17 protein-coding genes are annotated in these 14470 nt (G+C 65.6%); 12 read left to right on the forward strand and 5 right to left on the reverse strand.

Annotated elements, in window-relative coordinates; all coding sequences use genetic code 11:
- Positions 1-3: 3 nt before the first annotated feature.
- Together O8I58_RS04145 and O8I58_RS04150 are read right to left on the reverse strand one after the other, a co-directional pair.
- Positions 4-240 carry a SlyX family protein gene (locus O8I58_RS04145; protein ID WP_298320930.1) on the reverse strand — a complete coding sequence of 79 codons (237 nt, stop codon included), beginning with the start codon at positions 238-240 and terminating at the stop codon, positions 4-6.
- Complete coding sequence (locus tag O8I58_RS04150; RefSeq protein ID WP_298320932.1) at positions 240-1169, reverse strand: FKBP-type peptidyl-prolyl cis-trans isomerase; 930 nt, start codon at positions 1167-1169, stop codon at positions 240-242. The genes O8I58_RS04145 and O8I58_RS04150 overlap by 1 nt, the downstream gene beginning before the upstream one ends.
- Positions 1170-1496: 327 nt before the next feature.
- Here O8I58_RS04150 and O8I58_RS04155 point away from each other — a divergent pair, with 327 nt between their 5' ends.
- The 7 genes from O8I58_RS04155 (at position 1497) to O8I58_RS04185 (ending at position 6013) form a co-directional block, all read left to right on the forward strand.
- On the forward strand, positions 1497-1772 hold the full coding sequence (locus O8I58_RS04155) for a hypothetical protein (RefSeq protein WP_298320934.1): 276 nt from the start codon (positions 1497-1499) through the stop codon (positions 1770-1772).
- Between the two features lie 4 nt (positions 1773-1776).
- On the forward strand, positions 1777-2136 hold the full coding sequence (locus O8I58_RS04160) for a GntR family transcriptional regulator (protein ID WP_298320935.1): 360 nt from the start codon (positions 1777-1779) through the stop codon (positions 2134-2136).
- 35 nt (positions 2137-2171) lie between these two features.
- Positions 2172-3035, forward strand: a complete 864-nt coding sequence (locus O8I58_RS04165; protein WP_298322722.1) for an ABC transporter ATP-binding protein — start codon at positions 2172-2174, stop codon at positions 3033-3035.
- Positions 3032-4027: an ABC transporter permease gene (locus tag O8I58_RS04170; RefSeq protein WP_298320937.1), complete on the forward strand. Its 996-nt coding sequence runs from the start codon at positions 3032-3034 to the stop codon at positions 4025-4027. Before O8I58_RS04165 ends, O8I58_RS04170 begins: the two co-directional genes overlap by 4 nt.
- A 21-nt stretch (positions 4028-4048) precedes the next feature.
- Positions 4049-4840, forward strand: coding sequence for a DUF4097 family beta strand repeat-containing protein (locus O8I58_RS04175; RefSeq protein WP_298320939.1), 792 nt, complete (start codon positions 4049-4051; stop codon positions 4838-4840).
- Positions 4841-4875: 35 nt separating this feature from the next.
- On the forward strand, positions 4876-5508 hold the full coding sequence (locus tag O8I58_RS04180) for a YggN family protein (protein WP_298320941.1): 633 nt from the start codon (positions 4876-4878) through the stop codon (positions 5506-5508).
- A 67-nt stretch (positions 5509-5575) separates the two neighbouring features.
- Positions 5576-6013 carry a hypothetical protein gene (locus O8I58_RS04185; RefSeq protein WP_298320942.1) on the forward strand — a complete coding sequence of 146 codons (438 nt, stop codon included), beginning with the start codon at positions 5576-5578 and terminating at the stop codon, positions 6011-6013.
- A 134-nt stretch (positions 6014-6147) separates the two neighbouring features.
- Here the strand turns inward: O8I58_RS04185 and O8I58_RS04190 are convergent, their stop codons facing one another.
- A complete protein-coding gene (locus tag O8I58_RS04190; RefSeq protein WP_298320944.1) occupies positions 6148-7029 on the reverse strand; it encodes a LysR family transcriptional regulator in 882 nt (293 codons plus the stop codon).
- A 125-nt stretch (positions 7030-7154) separates the two neighbouring features.
- On the opposite strand from O8I58_RS04190, the gene O8I58_RS04195 reads away from it, so the two are divergent.
- Together O8I58_RS04195 and O8I58_RS04200 are read left to right on the forward strand one after the other, a co-directional pair.
- Positions 7155-7916: an alpha/beta fold hydrolase gene (locus O8I58_RS04195; RefSeq protein ID WP_298320947.1), complete on the forward strand. Its 762-nt coding sequence runs from the start codon at positions 7155-7157 to the stop codon at positions 7914-7916.
- Positions 7917-7976: 60 nt separating this feature from the next.
- Entirely contained in the window at positions 7977-8789 is an 813-nt protein-coding gene (locus tag O8I58_RS04200) for a hypothetical protein (RefSeq protein WP_298320949.1), read from the forward strand.
- Here the strand turns inward: O8I58_RS04200 and O8I58_RS04205 are convergent, their stop codons facing one another.
- Both O8I58_RS04205 and O8I58_RS04210 read right to left on the reverse strand, forming a co-directional pair.
- Positions 8790-9503 carry a Crp/Fnr family transcriptional regulator gene (locus O8I58_RS04205; RefSeq protein ID WP_298320951.1) on the reverse strand — a complete coding sequence of 238 codons (714 nt, stop codon included), beginning with the start codon at positions 9501-9503 and terminating at the stop codon, positions 8790-8792. It abuts the gene before it with no gap.
- A 183-nt stretch (positions 9504-9686) separates the two neighbouring features.
- Positions 9687-11105, reverse strand: coding sequence for a class II fumarate hydratase (locus tag O8I58_RS04210; RefSeq protein WP_298320952.1), 1419 nt, complete (start codon positions 11103-11105; stop codon positions 9687-9689).
- A 199-nt stretch (positions 11106-11304) separates the two neighbouring features.
- Here O8I58_RS04210 and purB point away from each other — a divergent pair, with 199 nt between their 5' ends.
- The 3 genes from purB to O8I58_RS04225 all read left to right on the forward strand — a co-directional run bounded on the left by purB (position 11305) and on the right by O8I58_RS04225 (position 14470).
- Positions 11305-12672, forward strand: a complete 1368-nt coding sequence (purB, locus tag O8I58_RS04215) for an adenylosuccinate lyase (protein ID WP_298320954.1) — start codon at positions 11305-11307, stop codon at positions 12670-12672.
- 222 nt (positions 12673-12894) lie between these two features.
- Entirely contained in the window at positions 12895-14046 is a 1152-nt protein-coding gene (locus O8I58_RS04220; protein WP_298322725.1) for a ribosomal protein uL16 3-hydroxylase, read from the forward strand.
- A complete protein-coding gene (locus tag O8I58_RS04225) occupies positions 14027-14470 on the forward strand; it encodes a GNAT family N-acetyltransferase (RefSeq protein WP_298320956.1) in 444 nt (147 codons plus the stop codon). The genes O8I58_RS04220 and O8I58_RS04225 overlap by 20 nt, the downstream gene beginning before the upstream one ends.

Genomic DNA, 14470 nt, shown 5'->3' on the forward strand with positions numbered 1-14470 from the left:
CAATCAGTAGTGCGGGGGCGGCGGCTCTTCGCCCGGGTCTGCATAGAGTTCGGTGCGGACCTTGCGCAGGTCCGACAACAGGTGGCCAATCATGCCGGCATTGCGATTGCCTTCAGCGCGCGCATCGGCCAGAGCTTCGCTCAGCTCGGCCAGGGCATGCTCCTGGAAGGCAAGCCTGGTCTCCAGTTCGACCAGGCGTTGCTCCAGCGCATCAGGCAGCGTGAGGTCTGCCTGCTGCATTACTTGACGATGCCGATCAGCTCGACATCAAAAGTCAGCGTGGCGTTGGGACCGATCGGGCCACCCTGGGTGCCGGCTTCGCCGTAACCCAGCTGCGAGGGAACCCAGAAGCGGTACTTGGAACCGACCGGCATCAGCTGCAGGCCTTCGGTCCAGCCCGGCACCACGTTGGCCAGCGGGAAGCTCGCCGGCTCGCCGCGATCGTAGGAGCTGTCGAACTTCGTGCCGTCCAGCAGCTTGCCTTCGTAGTTCACGCGCACGGTGCTGGCGGCGGTGGGACGCTCGCCGCTGCCCTGGCGCAGGACCATGTACTGCAGGCCCGACGCGGTGGTGACCACGCCCTTGACGGTCTTGTTCTTGGACAGGAACGCAGCGCCTTCGTCACGGTTGCGCTGCGACAGGCCAGCCTGACGCTCACTGGCGTAGGACTGCACGACCTGCTGCGCCTCGGCTTCGGTCAGCAGCGTGGTGCCCTTGGCGAACACGGTGCGCACGGCCTGCATCAGTACCGGCAGTTCCACTTCATCCTTCAACGGCGCCAGCTTGGGGCCGATCATGTAGCCGCCGATCAGCGAGCCCACATGCTGCTTGTTCACTTCCGGCGGCTGGGTGCCCGGCGGCTGGCCCGGCGGGGTCTGGCCGGCTTTGGCCGCCAGGTTGGCGCGCAGCGCCGTATCGGTAGCCTGGGCGTCAGCTTCGCTCAGTGCGGGCTTGTCACCCTTGAGGGCGCCCTGCAGGGCGGTCTGCAGGCTGGCCGGATCGATGTAGTCGGCGACCGGAACGAACGAACGGCCGATATCCATGCCGATGGCATAGCTCACCTTGTCGCGCTGGTTGTCCAGCGTCTTCTTTTCCTGCGCCACTGCGTTTCCTCCGATCAGGGCCGAGGCCAGGCACACGCCCGCCACCCAAGTGCCAAACGATTTCATCCAGTGCATTCCTCATGCGACGAAAAGCGCCGGTGCAGCCGGCGCAACAGACGCACATTGTGGCATGTGCACACGCAGCAGGCATCGGTGCCCACGGCGCTTGGCTGCAGGGAACCCGCGCCATTGGTTCGCATGAACCGACAAGGCACGGACCTGGAGCACACCGGCGTCCCGCCAGGGACAGCCGCGCGGCGCGGACTCCGGCGATCCGGCTGGCCATCCCCCTGCCTTTAGTTGGGTGAATGAAACAAGCCAACCCTATTGACGGCCCTCTCTTTGGTGTTATAGTTGACTACAACACCACTCACCCAACGCAGGGGGCGCGCAATGGACAGCAGGCTCAGGTATCCAGGAAAGACCTGGCTCGGACTGACCTTCCTGGCCTTGGCCATGGTCGGCCTGATGGCCCAGCTCCATCCCCAGCGGGCCGCGGCGATGCCGGCGGCCCTCGAATCGGCCTCTGCGGACGTGGTGCTCAGGCCGGTGCTGGAATCAAGCACCGACCCGACCCCTTCCCCAGCCCAGGACGGCGTCCACCACCGGCGGCCCGCGCTGTCGATGCCCTACTTCTCATTCGCCCGTCTGTTGCGACCCGGGAGCTGAACCCATGACACCCATCCAGTGGAGCGACGGCGCTCCCATCTATCGCCAACTCAAGGAAAAGGTCATCGCCATGATGCTCGACGGTGAACTCAAGCCCGGCGACGCGCTGCCATCGGTGCGCCAGGTGGCGGCCGACTACCAGCTCAACCCCATCACCGTTTCGCGCGCCTACCAGGAGCTGGCCGACGAGGCCCTGGTCGAGAAGCGCCGCGGCCTGGGCATGTTCGTCACCGAAGAAGCGGCCAAGAAGCTGCTGGCGACCGAACGCGAACGCTTTCTCAACGAGGAATGGCCGGCAGTCGCCAAGCGTATCGCACGCCTGGGACTGACGATCGAAGACCTGCCCAAGGGGGGCGACGCATGAATGCCATGACCCAAGACGCGCTGAACCAGGACGCGATGGTCCAACCGGTCATCCAGGCCAACGGCCTGCGCAAGACCTACCGCAACAAGGCCGCGCTCGATGGCGCCAGCTTCCAGATCGAATCCGGCCGCATCGTCGGCCTGATCGGCCCCAACGGCGCCGGCAAGACCACCGCGCTCAAGGCGATCCTGGGGCTGACTGCGTTCCAGGGCGAGCTGAGGGTGCTGGGCAAGGACCCGCGCCACAGCCGCGACGCACTGATGAACGATGTCTGCTTCATCGCCGACGTGGCCGTGCTGCCGCGCTGGATGAAGGTGAAGGAAGCGATGGATTTCGTCGGTGGCGTGCATCCGCGCTTCGACCGCGCCAAGTGCGAACGCTTCCTGGCCGGCACCCAGCTCAATCCCAACCTGCGCGTGCGCGAAATGTCCAAGGGCATGATCGTACAGCTGCACCTGGCGCTGGTGATGGCCATCGACGCGCGCCTGCTGGTGCTGGACGAACCCACGCTGGGCCTGGACATCTTGTACCGCAAGCAGTTCTACCAGCGCCTACTCGAGGATTACTTCGACGAGGACAAGACGATCATCGTCACCACCCACCAGGTGGAGGAGATCGAGCACATCCTGACCGACGTGATGTTCATCCGCGACGGCAAGATCGTACTGACCTCGGCGATGGACGATGTCGCCACCCGCTACACCGAAGTCATGGTCTCCGAGGCCACCGCCGCCCAGGCCCGCGCGCTGAATCCCATCGACCAGCGCGCCCTGCCCTTCGGCAAGACCGTGATGCTGTTCGACGGCGTCCCTCGCGAACGGCTTGCCGCTTTCGGCGAAACCCGCAATCCCGGCCTGGCCGACCTGTTCGTGGCCATCATGAAAGGAACCTACGCATGAACGCCCCTGCCCGCACTTTGACCAAGCCCGGCGTGTTCGGCTGGCTGCTGCGCCGCGAATACTGGGAGAACCGTGGCGGTTTCCTCTGGGCCCAGGTGATCACTGCCGGCATCGTGCTGGTGTTTGCCGCGCTGGGCGCGGTGATCGGCGCGATCAAGGCCCGCGGCCATCTGGGGGGCGAGAATTTCAACGCCGACATGATGGGCGCACGTGAGGTATTCGGCGCGACCGGCGACTTCGCGTTGCTGGCCGGCTTCACCATTGCCGCGGTCGTGGTCGCCTTCGTGGTGTTCTTCTACTGCCTGGGCAGCCTATACAACGACCGCAGCGACCGCAGCGTGCTGTTCTGGAAATCGCTACCGGTCTCCGACGCGATGACCGTGGCCTCCAAGCTGGTGTGGGCGCTGCTGCTGACCCAGGTCGTCTCGCTGATCGTGGGCCTGCTGATGGGCCTGGGCCTGTGGGTGATCATCGCGTTGTCATCGACCGGAGCCGGCATGCCGGGCTCCGGTGCGATCTTCACCGCCTCGCATCCGTTCCAGGTGATCGGCACCATGCTGGCGACCCTGCCGATCTACGTGCTGTGGTCGCTGCCGGCGATCGGCTGGCTGATGCTGTGCTCGGCCTGGGCGCGCCGCGTGCCCTTCCTGTGGGCGGTGCTGGTGCCACTGCTGGTCTGCATCGTGATCAGCATCATGGGTGCGATGCCGGGCCTGAGCCTGCCGCTGGCTGGCGTCTGGTACGTGGTCATGTATCGCGGCCTGCTGAGCGTGCTGCCGGGCATCTGGATTCCCGCCGAGATGGCGCGCCACGAAACCCTGGAAAGCGCCACCCAGCAGGTACAGAACCCGAACGACGCCCTGCAGATGGTCCTGCACCACACCAGCAATCCGTCCATCTACGGCAACCCCGACCTGTGGATCGGTGCCGCGGTAGGCGTCGCGCTGATCGTGCTGGCCGTGGTCATCCGTCGCCGCCGCGACGACGCCTGAACCCCTCCAAGGAGCCTGTCCATGAAGTCCACGCATCGTTCCCTGCTGATCCCGGCCCTGGCGGCCGTCCTGCTGGCCACACCGCTGCTGGCCAGCGCGCAGGACGCACACTGCAAGTTCTCCGAGCCACGTTCGCTCAAGCTGGATCTGGCCGGCGCCAAGTCGGTACTGTTCGAGGTCGGCTCCAATGACCTCAAGCTCAAGGCCACCGCGGGCGCCGACAGCGCCCTGGCCGGCCGGGCCTGCGCCAGCAGCCAGGACCTGCTCAAGGGCCTGACCGTGACCCAGAAGCGGTCGGGCGACAAACTCGTCGTCAGCCTGGCCGAGGACCGTCCCTTCAAGATCAGCTTCGGCAGCAGCTACTCCTACCTGGACCTGACCGGCACGGTGCCCAATGACGTGCTGGTCCAGCTGGACGTGGGCTCGGGCGACGCCTCACTGAGCGGCGCCAAGGCGGCCAGCGCCGACGTGGGTTCGGGCGATGTCGACCTGCGCGACATTGCCGGCCTGGTCACCACCAAGATCGGCTCCGGCGACCTGAAACTCGATGGTGCCGGCGCGCTCAAGGTGCTGAGCATCGGCTCGGGCGACCTGGAAGCCGCCCGCGTCACCGGCAAGGCCGAGGTCGGCAGCATCGGCTCCGGCGACGTGAACCTGAGCGATGTCACCGGCGATGTCGAGGTTGGCTCGATCGGCTCGGGCGACCTGACGGTCCACGGCGTGCGCGGCAACCTGACCGTGCACAGCCGCGGCAGCGGCGACATCGACCAGCGCGACGTGACCGGCACGGTCGACGTGCCCAAAGAACACTGACCTTCTGCCGTTTCCCTCCATTCGGACACCACGCCATGAAGACCACACTGCTGCGCACCGCAGTCGCTGCAACCCTGCTGACCCTGGCCGCCTGCCAGCCCGGCACCGGGCCTGTTGCCCAGGGACTCAATGAGGCCCAGAAAGGACTGGAAAAAGCTTCCAAGGAAATGGATGAAGCCAGTGATGAAGTCGCAAAGGCCAGGAAGGAGCTGGCGACGGAAAACCTGAAGGTCGGCAGCGATGGCAATAGCAAGGGCCTGCCGAAGGCCGAAGTCACGCCGAGCGGTGAACTGCTGATCGATGGCAAGCCCATCGCGATGACGCCCGCGCAGAAGGCCGCTGGACTGGCCTACCGCACCGAGCTACAGGGCGTGGCAAGTGACGCCATCGGCATCGGCATGGCAGGCGCCAAGCTCGGCATCGATGCCGCGGCCAGTGCCATCAAGGGACTGATGAGCGGCCAAGGTGGCGAAGCGGCCGGCAAGCAGGCCGAGGCGACCGCCAAGGAGAAAATCCAGCCGCTGGTCGAACAGCTGTGCAAGCGCATGCCCACGCTGCTCAAGACCCAGCAGGCCTGGGCCGCCGCGCAGCCCGAGTTCCGCCCCTACGCGACCATGGACCAATCCGATGTCGACGACTGCAGCGACAAGCAGGACTGGAATTTCTGACGAAGCCACGGCAGCCCGCCGGCGCAGCCAGCACGGCGCCGGCCGGGCGATCGCTTACAATCGATCCATGCGTATCTCGACCAAGATCACCTCCCTGGCGCTGCTGGCAGCCCTTTCGCTGGCGGCCTGCGGCGGTGGCGACAACAAGGCCGCGCTGTCCCGTGCCGAACGCGCCAAGCCAGCCACCTCGGTGACGACCATGGAAGTCAGCATGCGCCAGCCACCGGGCGCGGCCGTCAGCATCGGCCCCGATGGCACGCTGAAACTCGACGACGTGGTGTTGCCACAGCCCGCGGAAAAGCAGCAGGCGTTGCAGAATTACTTCGGCCAGCTGCAGATGCGCCGCCAGCAGGTCCTGGACCAGTTGCAGGCCGGCGGTGGCAAGCCGATCACCATCGCACCGGATGCGCAGATCAAGCAGCTGCAGGAAGGCTTGCTGGCCGACTTCCCCGAACTGCGCCCCTACAAGGGCAGCCTGGATACGATCCGGCTGGAAGCACGCTGAACCTGCACCGGAATTGGTGACGCACCGATGCTGATGGCGCCAGCAGCCATCCGCTGGTGGGTGCTTTGGGCTGTGCCCGCGTAGCGACGCATCCAGGCGCTATCGCCAACCGAATCGATACCTGTCCTTGAGGCTCAGCCGAAAGCGGCCAGGGCGAAATCAAGAAAGCTACGTAGCTTGGGCGTCATCCGCCGATCCGGCGCGAAAAGCATGTGCAGTTCACGCGCGGGTGCCTCGTAGGCGGTCAACAGGCGCTGCAATCGACCAGCCTCCAGATCATCGCCAATCAACGCGGTCGGTTGGAGCAACAGGCCGTGCCCGGCAATGGCGGCGGCCCTGAGCGCCTCACCGCTATCGGTCGTAAACCTGCCCGTGATCGGAACCGACATCCGCCCTTCAGGGCCGACAAACGTCCATTCGGTGCGCATGGATGTATGCGAGAAGATCAAGCATTCATGCTGATTCAACTCTTCTGGCCGCGTCAGTGGCTGGCTGCGCCGGATATAGGCAGGTGATGCGCAAAGCACCAGCTGCAGGGGCGCAAGGGCGCGGGCCTGCAATCCGCTGTCTGGCAGCTGCCCGGTACGGAAGACAACATCAAAGCCCTCGTCGAGCAGATCGACGGTCCGGTTGGTGAGGCTCAGGTCGACGGAGACCTCCGCATGCTCCCCCAGGTATTCGGGAAGCTTCGGGGCCAAGGCGTGGCTGCCGAAAGTGATGGGGGCACTGATACGGAGCTTGCCGCGTGGGATCGCGCGCGACTCGGCCATCAGCGCCTCGGCCGCCTTCATGTCCAGAAGGATGTTCTTGGCCCGCTCGTAGAACAGCTGGCCGCTTTCGGTCAGGTTCTGGCGTCGGGTCGTGCGATTCAGCAGCTTGATCCCCAGATTGGCCTCAAGCGCCTGAATCTGCTTACCCGCGAACTGGGGGGAGATATCCAGTTCAACCGCAGCTGCCGAGAAGGAGCCCAGTTCCACGGCTCTCACAAAAACCTGCATGGCGTCGAGGCGATCCATTTGAATCCAATTGATTCCAGTGATTGTTCGGGAAGCTAATTTATCCCATTCCATTGCCTATATAGAGTGGCCACCTCGCAACCAAACCAGGTTGCGCCGCCCCTTTCAAACAGGATGGAAATGTCATGCAATCACTTGTCAAAAGTGCACTTTTCGCGGCTGCGCTGAGCAGCGGCGCGGTCGAGCCCGGCCCGGAGGTGGAAAAACCCACGGTCGTCCTGGTCCATGGCGCCTTCGCAGATGGCCACGCCTGGGACCGGGTCATCCCGCTGCTGCAGGCCAAGGGACTGAACGTGGTCGCCGTCCAGAATCCGCTGTCTTCATTCGAAGACGACGTTGCCAAGACCAAGCGCACGATCCAGGCACAGTCAGGCCCGATCGTCCTGGTCGGCCACTCCTATGGCGGCGCGGTCATCACCGATGCTGGTGAAGACGAGCACGTGAAGGCACTGGTCTACGTCGCCGCATTTGCCCCTTCAAATGGGCAGTCGGTCAGTGATCTTTCCAAGGATTACCCCACGCCTTCGGGCTTCAATCATCTGAACGCTGACAAGGACGGCTTCCTGACCCTGACGCTGGAGGGCGTCCAGCACCACCTCGCCCAGGATCTGAGTCCGGAGGACGCAAGGTTGCTGGCCGCCACGCAGAACCCGACCAACAGCGCAAACTTTTCCGGAAAGGCGACGGCAGCGGCCTGGACCAGCAGGCCGACCTGGTACGTAGTGAGCGAGCAAGACCACATGCTGGACACGGGCCTCCAGAAGGACCTGGCAAAGAAGCTTGGTGCCAAGGTCGTCAGCCTGCAGGCAAGCCACGTCCCCCAACTGTCGCAACCCCAGAAGGTAGCCGAGGTGATCCTCGCCGCCGTGGATCAGGTTTCCAGGTAAGGACTTCGCCGGAGCGCGCTCCATGGCGCTTGGAGCCGCAAGGACAGCGAGTCATCGCGCATGCGCACTGGCCAGATGGGCGCGTCAGGAGCTTGCAGCGGGCAATTGCTCAAATGCGACGATCACTTCGTGGGCGTTGGTGGACCATGGGCCCTGAACCCGGAACAGGACCTGCCCATGTACGTCGGACACCTTGCCATCGGCCTCGCGCTGAAGGCCCGCTACCCCCAAATACCCACCCTCCCGATCCTTCTCGGCGTCGGGTTCCTCGACATCCTCGATGGGCTGTTCATCGTGCTGGGCTGGAACCAGGTCACGCCCAACCTGCTGGCCGGCCCGTACCTGTTCTTCGACCTGACCTTCATCGATTGGGATCACTCTTTGCTTGCTGCCTTGCTGTGGTCCGCCGTCTGGGGATGTTTGTTCCTGAAGGACAAGCGCGTGGCATTGATGGCATTCGTCGCGTCGTTCTCGCACTTCGTCGCCGACTGGCCCATGCACAACAGCGACTTGGCGCTGTTCCCATACTCCGTCGCGCACCTGGGATTTGGCCTGTGGGGCAAGCTGGGAACCCTCTCCTGGGTGCTTGAAGGAGCGTTCGTCGCCGTGCTTGCAGCTTATGCGTGGATCGCCAGTGCCAGGCGCGGCGTCAGCCTGTTGTGGCCATGCGTCGTACTTGCGCTGAGCTTCGTCAATCTTTCGCCATGGCTCTCGCCGATGAAGCACGTCGCCACGCTCGGGGAACCGGCAGCCCATCTGGTGCATGGCCTTCTGGTCACGCTGGGGTTCCTGGTCCCGGGCTTGCTGCTGACGTGGCTGGTCAACCGGGCCGAACGCTGCCGGACGCTGCCTTCGCCAGTCCGGCACGCCTGATCAGCCGGAGTGCCTGATGGCCTCCAGGGCCGCCTGATCCAGCACCTCGATGAATCGGTAGCCCAGGTGCAGGACACGGTGCTGCTCCCACACCCTGAGTTGCCGGTTGACCGTGGCCCGCGATACCCCCAGCTGCGAGGCAAGGTCTTCCTGCGACAAATGGATCCGAGGTGCCCGGGCGGCAAGAAGCCGCCCCGCCAGCTTCGCGGACAGCGAGCACAGCAGCATCTCCTCGTTCCATGCCAGGACCTGTCGATACCGGGCGCAGACCAGCCGCGTGACCGCAAGCAAGACCTTGTTGTTTGTATTGACCAGTTCCAGGAAGACCTGTGCCGGAACGACCGCGATCCTGCAGTCGTCCTGTGCATCGGCCCGGAATACGCGCGCCTGGCTGTCCAGCAAGGGCGTCTCCCCGAACCATTGACCAGGCCCGAGGGTCGTAACCATCGGCTGGCGCCCATCCGAATCGAGCAGGGACACGCGCACGCGTCCATCGACAACGCCATACATCGCCGTAGGCGCTGACCGTGCGTCGAACAACGCCTGCCCGGCCACGTAGGTCCTGGTGACGGCGGCGGACAGGAAAATCCCTGCCACGTCGTCCGGCAACATGCCATCGGGCGTCATCGGCCTAGCCTCCACTCGGCATTCCAGATCCCGGAAAATCTCATCGTCAATCTGTCCAGTTGGAACGGGCACCAGGTTGCGATGCATTGCTCGCAACCCGGTGATTTACACGCCGCGCATGGGTCCGTTTTCGCGACACGGACACGCTGCCATGCCGCCAAAGCAGTCGTATTGCTTCAGCAAGGGGGATCGACTCCACCCAGCCGGGCCCGGCGCAGCGCACCGGGCATTCAACCCGCCCGCACGGCATGCCGCACAAACGGGCGGGTGTCACCCGTGGATGCCGCCCTTGGCCAGTGCAGCGGGGTCCAGCAGCGGCTTGAGTTCGGCTTCGGTCATGCCGGTGACTTCGATTGCCACTTCCAGCACCGGGCGGCCCTGCTTGTAGGCCTGCTTGGCGATGGCCGCGCCCTTCTCGTAACCGATCACCGGGTTCAAGGCGGTGACCAGGATCGGGTTGCGCTCCAGTGCGGCGCGCACGTTGTCCTCGCGCACGGTCAGGCCGGCGATGGCCGAATCGGCCAGCAGGCGCGACACATTCGACAGCAGCTGCACCGATTCCAGCAGGTTGGCGGCGATCAGCGGCAGAGTCACGTTGAGCTGGAAGTTGCCGGTCTGCCCGGCAATGGTGATCGCGGTGTGGTGGCCGATCACCTGGGCGCAGACCATCACCGTGGCTTCGGGAATCACCGGGTTGACCTTGCCCGGCATGATCGAACTGCCCGGCTGCAGTGCGGGGAGCTCGATCTCGCCCAGGCCGGCGAGCGGACCGGAATTCATCCAGCGCAGGTCGTTGGCGATCTTGATCAGGGCGACCGCCAGCGCGTTGAACTGGCCGGACAGCTCCACCGCGTCATCCTGCGCGGCCAGGCCTTCGAACTTGTTGGCGGCGCTTTCGAACTTGGTGCCGGTCATCCCGGTCAACGCCTTGGCGACCTGCTTGCCGAAGCGTGGATCGGCGTTGATGCCGGTGCCGATGGCCGTGCCGCCCAGCGGCAGCCGGCGCAGGCGCTTGAGCGCGTCGCTGATCCGGTCTTCGGCGGACGCGAGCTGGGCCGACCACGCGCCGAATTCCTGGGCGAAGGTCAGCGGCATGGCATCCATCAGGTGGGTGCGGCCGGTCTTGACGATCCTGCCCAGCGCCTTGCCTTTGGCATCGATGGTCTTGCGCAGGTGCTTGATCGCCGGCAGCAGGTCTTCCACGACGGCCAGCTGCGCCGAGACGCGGATCGCAGTGGGGACCACGTCGTTGGAGCTCTGGCCCAGGTTGACGTGGTCGTTGGGGTGCACGGCCGCCTTGCTTTTGCTGTCGGCCTTGCCCTTGCCCTCCCTGGACAGGCCCGACGCCAGGTTGGCGATGACCTCGTTGGCATTCATGTTGGACGAGGTGCCCGAGCCGGTCTGGTAGATGTCGATCGGGAAATGCGCGTCGTAAGCGCCCTCGGCCACTTCAAGCGCGGCCTTGCGCACCGACTTGGCGGTGGCCTTGGGCAGCAGGCCCAGCTCGGCATTGACGTCGGCCGCGGCGGCCTTGACCAGGCCCAGCGCACGGATGAAGCCGCGCGGCATCGGCCGGCCGGAAATCGGGAAGTTCTGCACGGCGCGCTGGGTCTGTGCGCCCCACAGGGCGGCCTCGGGAACCTGCAGTTCCCCCATGCTGTCGTGCTCGAGTCGGACCTTCTGTGACATCAGCGTGTTCCTCTTGAAGAAAAGGCTACGGCTGGCACGCGGTGGTCAGTCCGCAACGGCTGGCTGGAAGTGGCGAAGGATACGCCGCGGGGCGTGGCCCCGGCGACGGGGGTAAACTGTGCGCCCTTTCGAAGGGCCTGCCAGGCAGCGTTCACGCGCCGGCGCCCGCACCGCTTTCCCCTTACGCCAGCCACCTGCAATGACCAACGCCACCCTGCTCGCCCTGTCCCCGCTCGACGGCCGCTACGCCTCCAAGGTCGACGCGCTGCGCCCGATCTTCTCCGAATACGGCCTGATCCGCGCCCGCATCAAGGTGGAAGTCGAATGGCTGCTGGCGCTGGCCGCCGAGCCGGGCATCACCGAGCTGGCGCCGTTCGCCCCGGCCGAGATCGCCAAGCTGCGCGCCCTGGCCGAGGACTTCAGCGTCGAGCAGGCCGCGCGGGTCAAGGAGATCGAACGCACCACCAACCACGACGTCAAGGCCGTTGAGTACTTCATCAAGGAGCAGCTCAAGGACGATGCCGCGCTGGGCCCGGCGCTGGAATTCGTACATTTCGCCTGCACCAGCGAGGACATCAACAACCTGTCCTACGGCTTGATGCTGGCGCAGGCGCGCCACAGCGTGCTGCTGCCTTCGTACGAAGGCATCGCCGCCAGCCTGCGCAGCCTGGCCCACGCCCACGCCGACCAGCCGATGCTCTCGCGCACCCACGGCCAGACCGCTTCGCCGACCACCCTGGGCAAGGAACTGGCCAACGTGGTCGCCCGCCTGGAGCGCCAGCTCAAGCAGATCGCCGGGGTGGAACTAACCGCCAAGATCAACGGCGCGGTCGGCAACTACAACGCGCACGTCATCGCCTATCCGGACGTGGACTGGCCGGCCTTCGCCCAGCGTTTCGTCGAAGGCCTGGGGCTGGTGTTCAACCCGTACACCACCCAGATCGAGCCGCACGACAACGTCGCCGAACTGGGCGATGCCAGCCGCCGCGCCAACACGATCCTGGTCGACCTGGCGCGCGACATCTGGGGCTATATCTCGCTGGGCTACTTCAAGCAGCGCTTGAAGGAAGGCGAAGTCGGTTCTTCGACCATGCCGCACAAGGTCAACCCGATCGACTTCGAGAACGCGGAAGGCAACTTCGGCGTGGCCAATGCCCTGTTCGAGCACTTCAGCGCCAAGCTGCCGATCAGCCGCTGGCAGCGCGACCTGACCGATTCCACCGTACTGCGCGGCCTGGGCACTGCGTTCGGCCACAGCCAGGTGGCGCTGGACTCGCTGGCCAAGGGCCTGGGCAAGCTGGAACTCAATCCGCAGCGCCTGGATGCCGACCTGGATGCCGCCTGGGAAGTGCTGGCCGAAGCGGTGCAGACCGTCATGCGTCGCCATGGCCTGCCCAACCCCTACGAACAGCTCAAGGCGCTGACCCGCGGCCAGGGCATCACCGCCGAGTCGATGCGCAGCTTCGTCGAATCGCTGGACCTGCCGGCCGATGCCAAGCAGCGTTTGCGCGATCTGACGCCAGGCGGCTACACCGGCCTGGCTGCCGAGCTTGCCGAGGCGATCTGATCTGGTGACGGCGCGCCGGCGGGTTGCTTCTGCAGCAACGCGGCGCGCCCTCCACGCTGAAGGCAGCACTGGGTTCCCGCCTTCGCGGGAACGACGACGGGTTCCCGTGCAAGCGGGCATCGAACAAATGACCTCATGACGACTTCCAAGAAAAAGCCCGCTACCACCACATCCGCCCTGCCGCCGATCGAGGTCGATGCCGCCAAGCTGGCACCACTGGGCATGACGCCGCAGCTGTTCCTGCGCCGCTACTGGCAGAAGCGCCCGCTGCTGATCCGCAATGCATTCCCCGATTTCATCTCGCCAATCGAACCCGGCGACCTGGCCGGGCTGGCCTGCGAGGAAGCCGCACTGTCGCGCCTGATCACCTACGACCGCACCACTGACGGCTGGTCGGTGCGCAGCGGCCCGTTCCAGGAAGAGGAATTCCCCGGCATGCCCGACCATGACTGGACCCTGCTGGTCCAGGACGTGGACAAGTGGGACCCGGACATCGCCGCGCTGCTGGAGGCGTTCGACTTCCTGCCGCGCTGGCGGATCGACGACATCATGGTCAGCTTCGCCGCGACTGGCGGCTCGGTCGGCGCGCACGTGGACCAGTACGACGTGTTCCTGCTGCAGGCCCACGGCCACCGCCGCTGGCAGATCGACGCCGGCCCAAAGCCGCCGCTGGGCTTCCGCGACGATGTCGAACTGAAGCTGCTGCGCGAATTCACCCCGACCCACGAATGGGTGCTGGGCCCGGGCGACATGCTGTACCTGCCGCCGGGCGTGCCGCACCACGGCGTGGCCGAAGATCCATGCCTGACCTTCTCGGTCGGCATGCGCGCGCCCTCGTCGGCCGAACTGATCGCCGACTACCTGGACACGCTGGTCGCCGATGCCGACGAATCCACCCGCTACCAGGACCGCGACCTGGCGCCGCCGGCCGATCCCAACGAGATCGATGCCACCGCCATGGGTCGGGTGGTCGAAGCGCTGAACACCCTGCGCATGAACGACCCGGACCGGCTGGGCGAGTGGTTCGGCCGCTTCATCACCACCTACCGCAGCGACGGTGAAGCAGCGGTCCCCGAAGAAGCCCCGTCGCGGATCGAGCTGGAAGTCGCGCTGGAACAGGGCGCGGTGCTGCAACGCCACCCGATGACCCGCATGGCCTGGCGCCGCGCGAGCAAGGGCGCGGTGCTGTTCGCCAGTGGCCAGGCACTGCCGATGAAGATCACCGATGCACGCCTGCTGGCGGCGGTCGGCGAGCTCGATGGCGCGCTGTACCAGACCTTAGGCGAACAGGGCCGCCAGGCGCTGCTGGCTCTGGTAACGTCCGGCCATTACGTGCTGCCTGGGACTGACGCCGATGAGTACGACGACCACTGATTTCACCCTGCGCCCCGCTTCGTTCACCAACGACCGCGAGGCCCTGCGGGCCGTCCGCGAAACGGTCTTCGTCGCCGAGCAGCACGCCCCGCCGGATACCGAATGGGATTCGATGGACCCGGTCGGCGACCATATGCTGGCCATCAACGCCACCGGCGCACCGATCGGCACCGCCCGGCTGACCCCGGACGGTCGCTTCAGCCGGCTGGCCGTACTCAAGTCCTGGCGTGGCAAGGGTGTCGGCGAAGCCCTGCTGCTGGCCATGATCGACAAGGCCCGTGCCCAGGGCTGGACCCAGCTGACCCTGTACGCCCAGGTCGCGACCGAGGGCTTCTACAAGCGTCACGGCTTCGTGGTCGAAGGCGCACCGTTCGACGACGTCGGCATCCTGCACCAGTCCATGCGCTTGAAGCTGCGCGACTGA

It is taken from the genome of Pseudoxanthomonas sp., assembly GCF_027498035.1.
In the GTDB taxonomy this organism is placed as follows: domain Bacteria; phylum Pseudomonadota; class Gammaproteobacteria; order Xanthomonadales; family Xanthomonadaceae; genus Pseudoxanthomonas_A.

Bases quoted from the DNA above. Each gene is read 5' to 3' on its own strand.
- O8I58_RS04205 (WP_298320951.1), bottom strand. From the start codon at position 9,503: ATGCATCGCAACCTGGTGCCCGTTCCAACTGGACAGATTGACGATGAG.
- O8I58_RS04225 (WP_298320956.1), top strand. From the start codon at position 14,027: ATGAGTACGACGACCACTGATTTCACCCTGCGCCCCGCTTCGTTCACC.
- O8I58_RS04175 (WP_298320939.1), top strand. From the start codon at position 4,049: ATGAAGTCCACGCATCGTTCCCTGCTGATCCCGGCCCTGGCGGCCGTC.
- O8I58_RS04160 (WP_298320935.1), top strand. From the start codon at position 1,777: ATGACACCCATCCAGTGGAGCGACGGCGCTCCCATCTATCGCCAACTC.
- O8I58_RS04165 (WP_298322722.1), top strand. From the start codon at position 2,172: ATGGTCCAACCGGTCATCCAGGCCAACGGCCTGCGCAAGACCTACCGC.
- O8I58_RS04170 (WP_298320937.1), top strand. From the start codon at position 3,032: ATGAACGCCCCTGCCCGCACTTTGACCAAGCCCGGCGTGTTCGGCTGG.
- O8I58_RS04155 (WP_298320934.1), top strand. From the start codon at position 1,497: ATGGACAGCAGGCTCAGGTATCCAGGAAAGACCTGGCTCGGACTGACC.
- O8I58_RS04185 (WP_298320942.1), top strand. From the start codon at position 5,576: ATGCGTATCTCGACCAAGATCACCTCCCTGGCGCTGCTGGCAGCCCTT.
- O8I58_RS04190 (WP_298320944.1), bottom strand. From the start codon at position 7,029: ATGGATCGCCTCGACGCCATGCAGGTTTTTGTGAGAGCCGTGGAACTG.
- O8I58_RS04150 (WP_298320932.1), bottom strand. From the start codon at position 1,169: ATGAAATCGTTTGGCACTTGGGTGGCGGGCGTGTGCCTGGCCTCGGCC.
- O8I58_RS04200 (WP_298320949.1), top strand. From the start codon at position 7,977: ATGCGCACTGGCCAGATGGGCGCGTCAGGAGCTTGCAGCGGGCAATTG.
- purB (WP_298320954.1), top strand. From the start codon at position 11,305: ATGACCAACGCCACCCTGCTCGCCCTGTCCCCGCTCGACGGCCGCTAC.
- O8I58_RS04195 (WP_298320947.1), top strand. From the start codon at position 7,155: ATGCAATCACTTGTCAAAAGTGCACTTTTCGCGGCTGCGCTGAGCAGC.
- O8I58_RS04220 (WP_298322725.1), top strand. From the start codon at position 12,895: ATGACGCCGCAGCTGTTCCTGCGCCGCTACTGGCAGAAGCGCCCGCTG.
- O8I58_RS04180 (WP_298320941.1), top strand. From the start codon at position 4,876: ATGAAGACCACACTGCTGCGCACCGCAGTCGCTGCAACCCTGCTGACC.
- O8I58_RS04145 (WP_298320930.1), bottom strand. From the start codon at position 240: ATGCAGCAGGCAGACCTCACGCTGCCTGATGCGCTGGAGCAACGCCTG.
- O8I58_RS04210 (WP_298320952.1), bottom strand. From the start codon at position 11,105: ATGTCACAGAAGGTCCGACTCGAGCACGACAGCATGGGGGAACTGCAG.